Annotated in this window: 9 protein-coding genes, 1 other RNA gene and 2 pseudogenes; 4 read left to right on the forward strand and 8 right to left on the reverse strand. The window is 73.4% G+C overall.

Going from position 1 to position 13726, the window contains the following annotated elements; genetic code table 11:
* Positions 1-194: 194 nt before the first annotated feature.
* The 4 genes and pseudogenes from rnpB to ACIQRL_RS02960 all read right to left on the reverse strand — a co-directional run bounded on the left by rnpB (position 195) and on the right by ACIQRL_RS02960 (position 4171).
* Positions 195-608, reverse strand: an RNA gene (gene rnpB, locus ACIQRL_RS02945) — RNase P RNA component class A.
* Between the two features lie 70 nt (positions 609-678).
* Positions 679-1506, reverse strand: a pseudogene (locus ACIQRL_RS02950) (DMT family transporter); the annotation flags it as partial.
* A gap of 81 nt (positions 1507-1587) precedes the next feature.
* Complete coding sequence (locus ACIQRL_RS02955) at positions 1588-2439, reverse strand: AraC family ligand binding domain-containing protein (protein WP_401326189.1); 852 nt, start codon at positions 2437-2439, stop codon at positions 1588-1590.
* A 298-nt stretch (positions 2440-2737) separates the two neighbouring features.
* Entirely contained in the window at positions 2738-4171 is a 1434-nt protein-coding gene (locus ACIQRL_RS02960) for an RNB domain-containing ribonuclease (protein ID WP_401326192.1), read from the reverse strand.
* Positions 4172-4553: 382 nt separating this feature from the next.
* Between ACIQRL_RS02960 and yaaA the strand changes: the two genes are divergently transcribed.
* Together yaaA and eda are read left to right on the forward strand one after the other, a co-directional pair.
* The gene (gene yaaA, locus ACIQRL_RS02965) at positions 4554-5354 is read left to right on the forward strand and encodes a peroxide stress protein YaaA (RefSeq protein ID WP_401326194.1); all 801 of its coding nucleotides are present in this window, start codon (positions 4554-4556) and stop codon (positions 5352-5354) included.
* Between the two features lie 174 nt (positions 5355-5528).
* Positions 5529-6173, forward strand: a complete 645-nt coding sequence (gene eda, locus ACIQRL_RS02970) for a bifunctional 4-hydroxy-2-oxoglutarate aldolase/2-dehydro-3-deoxy-phosphogluconate aldolase (RefSeq protein WP_401326197.1) — start codon at positions 5529-5531, stop codon at positions 6171-6173.
* Positions 6174-6371: 198 nt separating this feature from the next.
* Here eda and ACIQRL_RS02975 read toward each other — a convergent pair whose 3' ends face one another.
* Positions 6372-7388: an NAD(P)-dependent alcohol dehydrogenase gene (locus ACIQRL_RS02975; protein ID WP_401326200.1), complete on the reverse strand. Its 1017-nt coding sequence runs from the start codon at positions 7386-7388 to the stop codon at positions 6372-6374.
* Positions 7389-7539: 151 nt separating this feature from the next.
* On the opposite strand from ACIQRL_RS02975, the gene ACIQRL_RS02980 reads away from it, so the two are divergent.
* Positions 7540-8340, forward strand: coding sequence for a helix-turn-helix domain-containing protein (locus ACIQRL_RS02980; protein WP_401326203.1), 801 nt, complete (start codon positions 7540-7542; stop codon positions 8338-8340).
* Between the two features lie 12 nt (positions 8341-8352).
* Here the strand turns inward: ACIQRL_RS02980 and ACIQRL_RS02985 are convergent, their stop codons facing one another.
* From ACIQRL_RS02985 to ACIQRL_RS02995, 3 genes are read right to left on the reverse strand one after another with little or no spacing between them, the layout of a single operon-like run.
* Positions 8353-10002, reverse strand: coding sequence for a bifunctional RNase H/acid phosphatase (locus ACIQRL_RS02985; RefSeq protein WP_401326206.1), 1650 nt, complete (start codon positions 10000-10002; stop codon positions 8353-8355).
* A gap of 12 nt (positions 10003-10014) precedes the next feature.
* Positions 10015-10758, reverse strand: a complete 744-nt coding sequence (locus tag ACIQRL_RS02990; protein WP_328558295.1) for a C4-type zinc ribbon domain-containing protein — start codon at positions 10756-10758, stop codon at positions 10015-10017.
* Positions 10755-11606 carry a Nif3-like dinuclear metal center hexameric protein gene (locus tag ACIQRL_RS02995; protein WP_401326209.1) on the reverse strand — a complete coding sequence of 284 codons (852 nt, stop codon included), beginning with the start codon at positions 11604-11606 and terminating at the stop codon, positions 10755-10757. Before ACIQRL_RS02995 ends, ACIQRL_RS02990 begins: the two co-directional genes overlap by 4 nt.
* A 266-nt stretch (positions 11607-11872) precedes the next feature.
* Between ACIQRL_RS02995 and ACIQRL_RS03000 the strand changes: the two are divergent.
* A pseudogene (locus tag ACIQRL_RS03000) lies at positions 11873-12985 on the forward strand (hypothetical protein); the annotation flags it as partial.
* Positions 12986-13726 lie beyond the last annotated feature (741 nt).

Here is a 13726-nt window from a genome sequence, read left to right on the forward strand (position 1 = left end):
GTGGGCCCGGCGGACCCTTCCGGGCGCACGTGGCGCGGCAGGAGGAAGGCGAGCACGATGGTCAGGACGAGCAAGCCCTCGGGGCGTCCCGTCCAAGGTGGGAACTCCGGGGAACCCACAGGTGGAAGCGGGAATCTCCTCCCGACGAAAAATGGCCGTGACCCGGGTGAACTCCCAGGTCAGGGCCATAAGGGCAGACGAGTCGGGCTGTACGCCGGGTTCTGTCGCCCGGTCGCCTCGCGGCGGCCGGGGAGACGGCCATCCATCTAGGGCCGGCGTTGCCGCCGGCCTCGTGCGGTCTACCCGCGGACTCGGGCGGGCAGCCCTCGAACGTCCGCGCAGAGCCGCCTTCTCTTCCGGGAAAGCGGCCCCTCTTGACCTTGCTCCGGGTGGGGTTTACCTAGCCGCCTGAGTCGCCTCAGGCGCTGGTGGTCTCTTACACCACCGTTTCACCCTTACCGGGAACCGGAGTTCTCGGCGGTTTACTTTCTGTGGCACTGTCCCGCGGGTCACCCCGGGTGGCCGTTAGCCACCACCCTGCCCTGTGGAGCCCGGACGTTCCTCGGGAAGCCCCTAAGGGGACTCCACGCGGCCGTCCGCCCGGCTCGTCTGCCGTGTCGACCATGGTACCGGGCGGGCGGGACGCCGCGGACCGGCAGTCGCCGTGGCCAGGACCGAGCCCGCCAGGATGAGGGCGAAGGCGGCGAGGATTCCGGGGGTCAGGCGTTCGTTCAGGAGGACGGCGCCCGCCGCGACCGCGACCGCCGGGTTGACGTATGTGATCACCGTCGCCCGGGTCGGGCCCGCTTCCTTGATCAGTTCGAGGAAGGCCACGAAGGCGACGGCCGTACAGATGACGCCCAGGCCCGCGAGGGCGGCCAGGACCTGGCCGGACGGTATCGCTTCCGGCGGGGTGAGGGCCGCCGCCGGGGCGTAGACCAGCGCTGCCAGGGCCAGGCAGGGGGCCGTGAGGTGGAGCGACGGCACGTCCTTGAGGTGGCGGGCCACGATGACCGGCGCGGTGGCGTAGCCGACGACGGTCAGCAGCACCTCGACGAGCGAGCGGGCGTCGCCACCGGTCAGATGCGGGGCCGTGAGGACCGCGACGCCGGTCAGGCCGAGCGCGAGGCCCGCGATCCGCCGCGCGCCGAGCCGTTCCGTGTCACCGAAGAAGCGGGCCGCGGCCACGCCGACGATCGGCACCCCGGCGATCAGCAGGCCAGCGGTGGAGCTGGAGAGATGGCGTTCGGCGTCGGTCAGGGTCCACCAGGGGACCATGATCTCGATGATCGCGAAGGCCAGCATCGGGCGCCAGTGGGCCCGTACGGTCCTGGTCAGGCCGCCCTGGCGGATCGCGAAGGGAAGCAGCAGCAGCGCGCCGACCGCACAACGCGTGAACACCACCACCGACGGGGACACCTCGTCCACCGCCACTTTGATCATCAGATAGGGGATGCCCCAGATCACTCCCATCAGGGAGAACAGAAACCAGCCGCGTGCAGTCATGGCGGCAGTCTCGGTCACCGTGCGGCGGGGCGTCTTGAACGCTGTTGCGCGCCGCCGCCGCTGGTGCCGTGACCGTCTGCCCTACGGTGACGGGAACACGCTCGCGCGGTACGCCGCCGGTGTCACCCCGAGCACCCGGCGGAACCAGCGGGTCAGATGCGCCTGGTCCGCGAAGCCCACGAGCCCGGCGACCTCGGCGGGGCGCAGTCCGGACTCCAGGAGCCGGCGGGCCCGGTTCACCCGGTGCTGGGCCAGCCAGGCGTACGGCGGTATCCCCATCGTCGTACGGAAGGCGCGCAGGAGCTGGTAGCGGGACAGGCCCAGGTCCGTGGCGAGGGAGGCGAGGGAGGGCGGGTCCTGGAGTTCGTCGGCGAGACGGTCCCGTACGGCGTCGGCTATGTGCGCGGCGCCCGGGATCTCGTCGCGGTCCGGGCGGGCCGTGGAGTGGCGCCGGGCCAGCGCGGCGAGCAGCCAGGGGAAGCGGGACTCCGCCTCCAACGGGTCCGGGCAGGCGCTCAGTTCGGTGTGCGCGGCGCGCAGTGCGGCGGCGAGTTCGGGGTCGTCGAGCAGCCCTTCCCGGAAGTGCGGGAGGCCGCCGACGCTGCCCTCGGAGAGCAGGGACGGCTCTGCGTACAGGGCCCGGTAGGCATAGCCGTCGCAGGCGGCGGGACCGCCGGTGTGCATCTCGCCGGGGGCCAGCACGACGATGGACCCCGGGCCGGTCCGCAGGTGGCCGCCCCGGTAGCCGATGAGCTCCGAGCCGCCGACGCTGACGCCGATGGTGAATTCGTCGTGGGCGTGCGGCGCGTAGCGGTGCCGTTCGAAGCGGGCGGTCAGCAGATCCAGGGGCCGGCCGTCCCGACCGAGGGTGGCCCGGGTCCAAAGGGCCTCCTCTTTCGCGGGGCGCCTGACGGTTTCCTTCGCGGGGCGCATGGCGGATTCCTTCGCGGGGCGCTTGACGGATTCCTCAGCGGGGCTCCTCGTCGTATACCTCGCGGAGTGCTTCGCGGATCCGTTCGCGGCCTCCGTCGCGGACGCGGTGGCGGCCTCCGTCACGGACGTGGTCGGGCCACGTGACGCGGACGTCATCGGTCCACGCCGTACGGTCGCGGTCGTCTCTCCCCGTCCGGACATGCCCGTCCCTCTCCCCTTGCCGCTCTCTTCGCGGCGGTCGCCGCTACGAGGGCAACACGCGCGTTCCCCGTTTCCATGCCGGGGTTCGACGCCGGGATCAAGCGGGTGCGAACTGTACCTTCGCCGTTCCGGGGTCCGCCTGGGTGAGGCGGACCCGAAGGCGTTCGCCCAGGGGCAGGTTCGTCGTGCCGCCCTCGATCCGGGCGAAGACCGCCGGGGACTCCAACTGCACGGTGCCGACCGTGGGTTCGTGTTCCTGTACGTCCACCACGAATGCCTCGAAGAGGTCGCCGACGCGGTCCTTGAGCAGTGCGGCCTCGACGATGTCGACGCACTCGCGCTCGACGGTCCCCGCGCGCCGGCCGCCCTCCGCCATCTCCTTGGGCAGGGCGTCGAGGGCCGCGAGGACCCAGTCGGGGGACGGCCGGCCGGCGGCGGCCGCGAGGCAGATCTCCGAGGCGTAGCGGTCGACGAGCCGGCGCAGCGGGGCCGTGCAGTGGGCGTAGGGCGCGGCGACGGCGGCGTGCGCGGTGACCTCGGGGAGCAGCCCGTCACGGAAGACGGTGTACCCGGCGCCGCGCAGCAGCGTCGTGCACTCCTGGAGGAAGGCCGCGTGGTGCGGCCGGTGCGGGTCGAGGGAGCGGATGAGCTGCGCGTACGAGACGTGGTGCGGCCAGTCGATACGCAGGGCCCGCGCGGTGCGGCGCAGCCGTCCGACCGCTCCGTCGGGCGCGGCGGGCAGCGTCCGCAGCACTCCGGTGCCGTGCGCGAGCATCAGGTCGGCCGCCGCCATCCCGGTGAGCAGGGAGATCTGCGCGTTCCAGCCGTCGGCGGGCAGCGGAGCCCGGTAGTCGAGCTCGTACGTCCCGTCCTTCTCGACGATCTCCTGCTCGGGCACGTTGAGCGAGATGCCGCCGCGTTCGACCTCCAGGGCTTCGCGCAGGGTGCCGATGTCCTTGAGCAGGGCGAGCGGTTCCTCCGCCGTTCCCGCGTCGATCTGCCGCTGGACCCCCGCGTAGTCCAGCTTGGCGCGGCTGCGGACCAGGGCGCGGCGGACGCCGGTCGTCTCCGTGCGGCCGTCCGGGTCGAGGTCGATCATCCACAGGACGGCCGGGCAGGTCTGGTCAGGGAGGAGGCTGGCGGTGCCCTCCGAGAGCTGGGGCGGGTGGACGGGGATCTTCTCGTCCGGGAAGTAGAGGGTCGCCACGCGGCGGTGCGCCTCGGCGTCCAGGGCTCCGCCGGGGGTGACGAAGGCGGCGACGTCGGCGATGGCGTACTGGACGCGGTAGCCGCCCCGCTCGCGGCGTGACAGGTGCATCGCCTGGTCGAGGTCGTTGGACGTCGGCGGGTCGATGGTGAAGAAGGGGATGTCCGTCGCGTCGTCCGACGGCAGGCGGGGTGGCCGCCCGGCCTCCGCGAGGACCTCGGCCGGGAAGCTCTCGGGCACACCGAGTTCGGTCCGCAACGCGCCGAGGGCGGCTCGCAGCGGAGCCTCCGGTGCTCCGGTGACGCGGACGTGACGGCGAGGCATGGGTCGAGCGTAGGCCGGGGGCAACCGTTGAGCACGCCGAGCGGGGCGGCCGGGGGCGACGATTGAACACGCCGGGCGGGCGTGCCGGGGGCTGCCGATATCGCCGGGCACTGCGGCCGGCCGGTCCCGGCGTGCCCGGCGGGACCGGCCCCCCAACGGGTCCCCCTGGTGGGGGGGCCGGGCGACCCTCCGAGGGGTCACCGAAGGGGACCCGGCGGATGCCCGGACGGGGCCCGGCTCAAGGTCCGGACGGGGCCCGGCTCAAGGTCCCCCCGACGGGGCCGGCGGGTCCGGGTGAGGGGGCAGGACCGGGTGGCGGAGGCGGCCCGGTCGTACCCCGTAGGCTGGCGCCGGGCCATTTCCACCGTAGGGAGAACCAACCGTGCTCGTGCTGCTGCCGCCCTCCGAAGGCAAGGCACCCTCCGGCCGGGGAACCGCGCTCAAGCCGGAGTCGTTGTCCCTTCCGGGTCTCGCGGAGGCGCGCCAGGCGGTCCTCGACGAGCTGGTCGAGCTGTGCGTGGCGGACGAGGAGAAGGCCCGCGAGGTCCTCGGACTGAGCGAGGGCCTGCGCGGCGAGATCGCGAAGAACACGGAGCTCCGGACCGCGGGCGCCCGCCCGGCCGGAGAGATCTACACGGGGGTCCTGTACGACGCCCTGGACCTGGCCTCGCTGGACACCCCCGCCAAGCGGCGCGCGGGCCGCTCGCTGCTCGTCTTCTCCGGGCTGTGGGGCGCGGTGCGGGTGACCGACCGGATCCCCTCGTACCGCTGCTCGATGGGCGTGAAGCTGCCGGGCGTCGGAGCGTTGGGCGCGCACTGGCGTACGCCGATGGCCGCCGCGCTGCCCGAGGCCGCGGGCGACGGACTCGTGCTGGACCTGCGGTCCTCGGCGTACACGGCGGCGTGGAAGCCCAAGGGCGAGGTCGCGGGACGGACGGCGACCGTACGGGTGCTGCACGCGCAGACGGTGAACGGGGTCGAGAAGCGTTCCGTCGTCAGCCACTTCAACAAGGCGACCAAGGGAAAGATCGTCCGCAGCCTGCTCACCGCGAGCGCCGCGCCGAAGAACCCGGCGGAGCTGGTGGAGGCGCTGCGGGACCTCGGATACACGGTGGAGGCGGAAGCGCCCGGCAGGGCAGGCAGGCCGTGGGCGCTCGACGTGGTGGTGCGGGAGATCCACTGAGCGACAACCGCTTCGCCGTCACCGGTTGCTCGGCCAGAGCGGTCGGTCCCGCCGGACCGGCCAGAGCAATCGGTCCGGTCAGAGCCACCGGACCTGCGACACCTGCGACACCTTAGTGTTGCAGCATGTGCAACGATCTTTGCGCATGCTGCACGCGCCCGGCAGGATGTGGGCATGACTCCGTCATCGCCCCCGTCTCCGCATGCCTCCGTCCTGGATCTCGCGCCCGTCGTCCCCGTCGTCGTGGTCGAGGACGCCGCCGACGCCGTGCCGCTGGCACGGGCGCTGGTCGCCGGCGGGCTTCCGGCGATCGAGGTGACCCTGCGGACCCCGGCGGCGCTCGACGCGATCCGGGCCATCGCGGCCGAGGTGCCCGACGCGGTGGTGGGCGCCGGCACGGTCCTGACGCCGGAGCACGTGGCCGAGTCGGTGGCGGCGGGCGCCCGCTTCCTGGTCAGCCCCGGCTGGACGGACGTACTCCTCGACGCGATGAAGGCGTCCGGGGTGCCGTTCCTGCCGGGGGTGTCCACCACCTCGGAGGTGGTGGCGCTGCTGGAGCGGGGGGTGTGCGAGATGAAGTTCTTCCCCGCGCAGGCGGCGGGCGGCACGGCGTACCTGAAGTCACTGGCGGGACCGCTCCCGCAGGCGCGGTTCTGCCCGACGGGGGGCATCGGCCCCGAGTGTGCGCCGGACTACCTCGCCCTCCCGAACGTGGGCTGTGTGGGCGGTAGTTGGATGCTTCCGGCCGACGCGATCGCCGCGCGGGACTGGCGCCGGGTGGAGGACCTGGCCCGGGAGGCGTCGGCGCTGCGCCGGTAGCCCGGGGCCGCGACGGGAGCCCAGGCCGCCGAGGCCGCGACGGGAGCCCAGGTCACCAAGGCCGCACCGACAACCCAGGCCACCAAGGCCGCGACGGGAGCCCAGGTCACCAAGGCCGCACCGACAACCCAGGCCACCGAGGCCGCGACCGGAGCCCAGGTCACCAAGGCCGCGCCGACAGCCACAGCCCGCTTCCGCTCAGCCCACGCGGATGACCACCTTGCCGAAGGCCGTGCCGCTCTCGTAGTGGCAGAACGCCTCCCGCACCTCCTCGAAACCGAGGACGCGGTCCACGACCGGGCGCGTCCCGTGCAGCTCCAGCGCCCTGTTCATGGACTCGAAGTGCGCGCGGCTGCCCACGAAGACCCGGCGGATCGTGGCCAGACTCGCCGCGTACGCCGCGCTGGAGATCTCGATGACGTGCCTGCGCGGGTATCCGGTGGTCAGCAGCACGATCTGGCCGTAGAGCGCGGCGGCGCGCATCGACTGCTCGATGGTGTCGGGTCCGTTGGTCTCGACGACGAGGTCGGCGCCGCGACCACCGGTCAACTCCCTGACGGCGAGCCCCCATTCGGGGTTCCCGGCGTAGTCGACGACGTGGTCCGCGCCGAGGGCCTTGAGGCGGTCCGCCTTGGCATCGCTCGATGTCGTCGCGATGACCTCGGCGCCCAGCATCTTGGCGAACTGCACGACGAAGAGGGACAGGGCGCCGGTGCCGAGGGTGAGTACGACCTGGCCGGGGGTGAGCGGCTCGCCGCCCGTCAGGGACTGCCAGGCGGTCACCCCGACGCAGGGCAGACAGGCCGCCTCCTCCCAGGTCAGATGGTCCGGAACGCGCACCGCGGCCTCCTGGCACAGGCAGGCGTACTCGGTCAGCATGCCGTCGAGGGTCGCCCCGGGCTGGTCGAACCGGTCAGGGGTGATCCGGCCGTCCAGCCAGTTCGGGAAGTACGTGCCCGCCACCCGGTCGCCCACCGCGAACCGGGTCACCTCCGCTCCCACCGCGACGACCTCCCCCGCTCCGTCGCTCAGCGGGATGACGTCCGGTGCGGCCTTCAGCGGGTAGGTCCCCTTCAGGATCAGCAGGTCGCGCTTGTTGAGGGACACGGCGCGGACCCGAACGAGGATCTCGCGGGGTCCCGGTTCGGGCCTGGCCGACTCCCGGGGCACGATCCCGTCGACGGTGCCGAGCGTTTCGAGGTGGTAGGCGCGCATGTCCGCTCCCTGAGTGGGCTCCCGAGTGGATGCGTCCATGCTGTTCGCGGCGGGTGCCCCGCTCAATTCCCGGCAAGGTATGACGAGTGCTTCCGGGCCGCACGGCGCCACTCCCGTGCCGCTGTCGTACCCGTGACGTACAACTGGTCGCATGACGACCGGTATCTCCACCGAACCCCCGCCCTTCGCCCGGGAGCTGCTGCGCTGGCGGCACGCTCGCCGGGTGAGCCAGCTCGAACTCGCCTCCCGCGCGGGTACGACGCAGCGGTACGTCAGTTTCATCGAGCGCGGACGTTCGGTGCCCGGCAGAGAGATCGTGATCAGGCTCGCCGAGTCGCTGGGCCTGACCCTGCGGGAGCGCAACGCGTTGCTCCTGGCCGCCGGTTACGCGCCCGCGTTCACCGAGTCGGCGCTCGACGCGGCCGCCCTGAAGCCCGTACGGGAGGCGCTGGACAGCATCCTCGAAGGCCATCTGCCGTATCCGGCGGTGGTGGCGGGGCCACGCGGTGAACTCGTCGCGGCCAACGCGGCGTTCGACGTCCTGGCCGAGGGGGCCGCTCCCGAACTGCTGGAACCGCCGGTGAACGTCCTGCGGTTGGCGCTGCATCCGCGCGGGATGGCGTCGCGGGTGCTGAACCTGGACGCCTGGGGGCAGCACATCGTGGAGAACCTGCGGGCCCGGTCCCTGCGCAGCCCCGATCCGCGACTCGACGCGCTGGCGGCGGAGTTGGCGGACTACGTACCGGCGAGCGAGCCCGGCGCGGACTATCTCGGTTTCGCCGTGCCGTTGCGACTGCGGTGCCCGGAGGGCGAGTTGAGACTGCTCACCACGCTCACGTCGTTCGCCACCGCGGTGGACGTCACGCTCGCCGAACTCCATCTGGAGGCGTTCCTCCCGGCGGACCGGGAGACCGCCGAGATCCTTCGTGAGCGTGCCGCCCGGCGCGGCTGACCGGCATCCCTATCAGCGCAGATGCGAGGTGTCGTTGAACAGCCGGACGCTCGCGTTGCCGTCCGCGTAGTACGCCACCGCCGAGAGGGACGCCGCCGACAGTTCCATCCGGAACAGGGACTCCGGCGGGGCGCCGAGGGCCAGTCGTACGAGGGTCTTGATCGGGGTGACGTGCGTGACGAGCAGGACCGTGCGGCCCGCGTAGGAGGCGACCAGCTTGTCGCGGGTGGCCGCCATGCGGTGCGCCGTCGCGGCGAAGCTCTCGCCGCCGCCGGTGGGTTCGGCCTCCGGTGAGGCGAGCCAGGCGTTCAGGTCGTCCGGGTGGCGTTCGCGCACCTCGCCGAACGTCAGGCCCTCCCAGGCACCGAAGTCCGTCTCGCGCAGGCCGTCCTCGATGACGACGTCGAGGCCGAGCCGGGCGGCGACGGCCCCCGCGGTCTGCCGGGTCCGGGCCAGTGGGGAGGCCACGATCGCCTGGACGGTGCCGCGCGCCGCCAGCGCGGCGGCGACCCGCTCCGCCTGCTCCCGGCCCACGTCGGACAGCGACGGATCGCTGCCGCCGCTGCCCGAGAACCGCTTCTGCGGGGTCAGCGGGGTCTCGCCGTGCCGCAGCAGGACAAAGGTGGCGGGGGCGCCCATGTCCGGGGCGGCGCTCCAGCCTGCGGCCGGCGTGGTGGTCGGGGTGGCGGCCACGTTTCTCGCGGCCCGCTGATCGTCGCCCGCCCTCCCGGCTCGGCCGACGTGTCCTGGGCCTGCAACCGCCTTGCCGGCTTCGCCGCCGGGACACGGGGTGCCACCCGTGGCCGCCGGCCGGCTGCCGCCCGTCGCGGGCTGGTCACGCAGTTCCCCGCGCCCTTCACGAGGCACGGCCCCCACCTCCGGGATCACGACTTCGCCCCCGGGACACGGGGTACCACCCGTGGCCGCCGACCGGCTGCCGCCCGTCGCAGGCTGGTCACGCAGTTCCCCGCGCCCCTCACGGGGCACGGCCCCCACCTCCGGGATCACGACTTCGCCCCCGGGACACGGGGTACCACCCGTGGCCGCCGGCCGACTGCCGCCCGTCGCAGGCTGGTCACGCAGTTCCCCGCGCCCCTTGCGGGGCGCTTCGCCGCGGGTTTCTTTCAGGGCCGCTCGGGCCTTTGCCGCGCCCGCCGCGGCGTCTCCGGGCAGGCCCGTCGGCTCGGGTGCGGCGGACCGCGCCGCCCGGGCGTCCAGTTCCGCCGTCGACGCCGACGGCGACCATGCCTCGCCGCGCTTGCCGGCGTCCATCGCCTCGTTGGCCAGCCGGTCCGCGTGCTTGTTGCGCTCGCGCGGCATCCACTCGTACGTGACCTGGGACGGCGGGAGGATCCGGGCCGCCCGCGCCGCCAGGGGCTTCATGTCCGGGTGCTTGATCTTCCAGCGTCCGGACATCTGCTCGACGACGAGCTTGGAGTCCATCCGGACCCGGACGCGCGCGGCCGCGTCGAGGTCGCGGGCCGCCTCAAGACCGGCGACCAGGCCTCGGTACTCGGCGACGTTGTTGGTGGCGACGCCGATGTACTCGGCGCGCTCCGCCAGCGTCTCCCCGGTGGCCGCGTCGATGACCACGGAGCCGTAGCCCGCGGGCCCCGGGTTGCCCCGGGAACCGCCGTCGGCCTCGACGATGAACTCCCGCACGCGCCGGACTCCCTACAGGCCGGACTCGGACGTGCGCACGAGGATGCGGTGGCAGTTCTCGCAGCGCAGCACGGTGTCGGGGGAGGCCGCCTTGACGTCGTTGACCTCGGTGATGTTGAGCTCCAGGCGGCAGCCCTCGCAGCGCCGCTGGTAGAGCCGGGCGGCGCCGACGCCACCCTGCTGGAGGCGCAGCTTGTCGTAGAGCTTGAGGAGATCGGCGGGCACCGAGGCGGAGATGACCTCGCGCTCCTTGGTCAGCGTGGCCGCCTCGCCGTCGAACTCCTCGAAGGCGGCGTCACGGCGCCCGGTCGCGTCGTCGATCTTCGCCTGGACGGAGGCGTCGCGCTCGGTCAGCTCGGCGACCCGCTCCTGGGCGGACTCACGGCGCTCCATGACCTCGAGGACGACGTCCTCCAGGTCGCCCTGGCGCTTGGCGAGGGAGACGATCTCGCGCTGGAGGTTCTCCAGGTCCTTGGGGGAGGTGACGGCACCCGAGTCGAGGCGCTGCTGGTCGCGGACGGCGCGCTGACGCACCTGGTCGACGTCCTGCTCGGCCTTGGTCTGCTCGCGGGCGCAGTCGCTCTCCTCGGTCTGCGCGGCGACGAGCAGGTCGCGCAGCTGGGTGAGGTCCTTGTTCAGCGACTCGATCTCGGCGTGCTCGGGCAGCGACCTCCGCTTGTGCGCGAGCTGCTGCAGACGGGCATCGAGGGTCTGGACGTCGAGAAGTCGGATCTGGTCGGCGGGCGCGGCGTTCAGTTGGGGGCTCCTGATGTGTCGGTGTGTGAGGCCGCGTGGGCGGTCCAGGGGTCGGTGACCGTCCGGGAGACGTGGACGCGCAGTCCCCATCCCTTCCGGTCGGAGATCTCGTCGAGCTGGGCGGCGGCCAGCTCGCACCAGGGCCACTCGGTGGCCCAGTGCGCCGCGTCGAGCAGCGCGAGAGGACTGTGGGCGCGGGCCTCCGACACCGGGTGGTGCCGCAGGTCCGCGGTGAGGAAGACGTCCACGCCGGCGGCGCGCACGTCGTCGAAGAGGCTGTCCCCGGAGCCGCCGCTGACCGCGACGGTCCGCACCAGCGTCTCGGGGTCGCCCGCGACGCGGATGCCCTGCGCGGTGGCGGGCAGCCGCTCGGCGGCCCGCGCGGCGAGCTCGCGCAGGGTCAGCGGGTGGTCCAGCTCACAGACGCGGCCGAGTCCGCGGCGGCCCTCGGGGTCGGTGGCGTCCGGCACGAGGGGTCGTACGACCCTCAGGTCCAGTGCCCCGGCCAGGGCGTCGCTGACTCCCGGATCGGCGCGGTCGGCGTTGGTGTGGGCGACGTGCAGCGCGATGTCGTTCTTGATCAGCGTGTGCACGACGCGGCCCTTGAAGGTCCCGGCGGCCACCGTCGTCGTACCGCGCAGATAGAGCGGGTGGTGCGTGACCAGCAGGTCGGCGTCCAGTTTCACCGCCTCGTCGACGATGTCCTGGACCGGGTCGACGGCGAACAGGACGCGCGTGACCTCCTGGTCGGGGTCGCCGCAGACGGTGCCGACCGCGTCCCATCCCTCGGCCCGCTCCGGGGGCCAGAGGGCGTCGAGCGCGGCGATGACTTCAGACAGACGGGGCACGGGGAAAGGCTACCTGTCTTACGTCCCTGTCCGACCGGTCGCGGACCAGGGGGCCGGCGCTCGGGCCGCGGGCGGAACGCGGTTCCGCCCGCCCCGGCCCGTCTTCCCGCCGTCGTTCAGCACATCCGACCTGTTCCCTCAGGCGAATCCCGACATGGCCACCCTTATGTGTGAAGCAGCAGCCCGTCGCTCCCCCGTCTGTGCGTGCGAAAACTACCTTCGTGGCCGGAGGTGACCGAAAGATGACGGCCGGTGCGACAAAACCCATGGTGCAGAGCGAGCGCGAGAACGGCGCGGAGTACGGCGACGACGCGAGTCGGTGGGCCGCCCGTCCCGTCTGCGTGATCACCGCCGACGGCACCTACGGGGCACGGCTCGCCCGTGACGGCGAGTCCTGGTACCCGGAGCGCTGGACGCTGGACGGCCCCGAGCCGTACGCCGTACCGCTGCCCGGCCCGCAGCCGGAGGAGCCCGGCACCGAGGTGCTGCCGCTGACCGACGGCAGGGTGCTGATCCATCGCGCGGACGACGGCCGTCACGCCTTCTCCCTCCTCTACCCGACCGGTCCGGGCACCGGCGAGCTCCCGCTCGGGGCGGTGGAGTGCCCCGACGCCGGCACCGTGCTGCGGCTGCTGCCGCCCGCGCCGGACGGGGAACGCGCGTACGCCCTCGCGGTGGGCCGGGGGTCGACGGCGGTGTGGCTGGTGGCGGGCGGCGCGTTCGGCCCCGAGCATCTGGCCGAGGTGCCGGGCCACTGCTCGGGAGGGGTGTGGCTGGACGCCACGGGACGGCTGCTCGCGCTGGACCGCTTCCAGAACGGCCGTACCAAGACCGTGGTCGTCGACCTGGAGCGCGGCGGAGAGGTGTCGCCGCTTCTCCAGATCGCCGAGCACAGCAACGACCGGCTGCTCCTCGCGGACGCGGACAGCGGACTTCTGCTCATCCGTTCCGACGCGCCGTCCCCCGGCCGGGACCGCCTCGGCTGGGGCGTGCTCGGCAGCACCCTGCCCGTCCGCTTCCCTGACTGCCTGACCGCGACGGGCTGTTCGATCAGCCCGTTCGCGATCCAGCCGGGCCAGGTGCTGACTCCGGAGTCCTGCGCGGTCGCCCTGCGCATGGACGGACCGGGCGGCACCTGGGTGGGCCTGTGGCGCCCCTCCGAGCGCCGGATCCACCATCGCCCGGCGCCCGAGGGCTGGCTGCCCGGTACCGGACTGTGGACCGCGGAAGGGGTGCTCAACCTGCCGTACGCCACCGGGCTCGTCCCGTGCGGGGTGGCGCGGCTGGAGGCACCCGAGGGGCCGGGGGAGCCGGACACGGGGGAGCCTGCTCTCCTGGAGCGCCCCGCGCGACCCGTCCCGCTCCAGCAGGCGCCCCTCAAGACCGGGCCGCCGGCCGGTTCGCCCTACCCGGCCCGGAGGACCGGTCCGGCACGGCCGCTCCCGGTCCTCCTGGCCCTGAGAACGGACACCGCTCGCTCCCCGGGAGACGAAGCGATCCACGACGTCGACGCGGCGTCGCAGGCCGCCGCGGCATCGCGCGCCGGTACAGGCCTCGCGCCCGAGGGTTCGCGCACGCTGTCGACGGTGAGGAGCCTCACCACAAGGACCGCACCCGCCGACGCGCGGCGGGCCGATACGCCCCTCGGCGACGCGACAGCCGGGACCTTCCCGCCCGGCGTACGGCCCACCGTCGAGAAGGCCGAACCGCTCCGGCCCGTCACGCGACGCGCCGCCGGGACCAGCCGACCCGCACCGCCCCAGCCGAGCCGCTGGACCAGGGTGTCCGAAACACCCACCGCCGATCCGAAGCCGGCGCCCGCACTCCGGACCAGGGTCACCGAAACCCCCGCGACCGAGCCCGGCCTCTGGACCAAGGTCGCCGAGACACCCCCACCGGGCATGAGCCTCAGGACCAGGGCGGACGGAACACTCCCGGGCGGCATGACCCTCAGCATCGAAACGGCGGAGCCACTCCCGCCGGTCATGAGAATCGGTGCCGGTGGGGGTGCGGGTGCGGGTGACACCGCCGGTGCCGGTGCCGGTTCAGCCGCCGGCGCCGAGGCCGGCCCGGGAACCAGCGCCGGCCTCGGCCCATGGACCAGCACCCCCGCCGGCCCG

Source organism: Streptomyces sp. NPDC091209 (assembly GCF_044757755.1).
Lineage (GTDB): Bacteria > Actinomycetota > Actinomycetes > Streptomycetales > Streptomycetaceae > Streptomyces.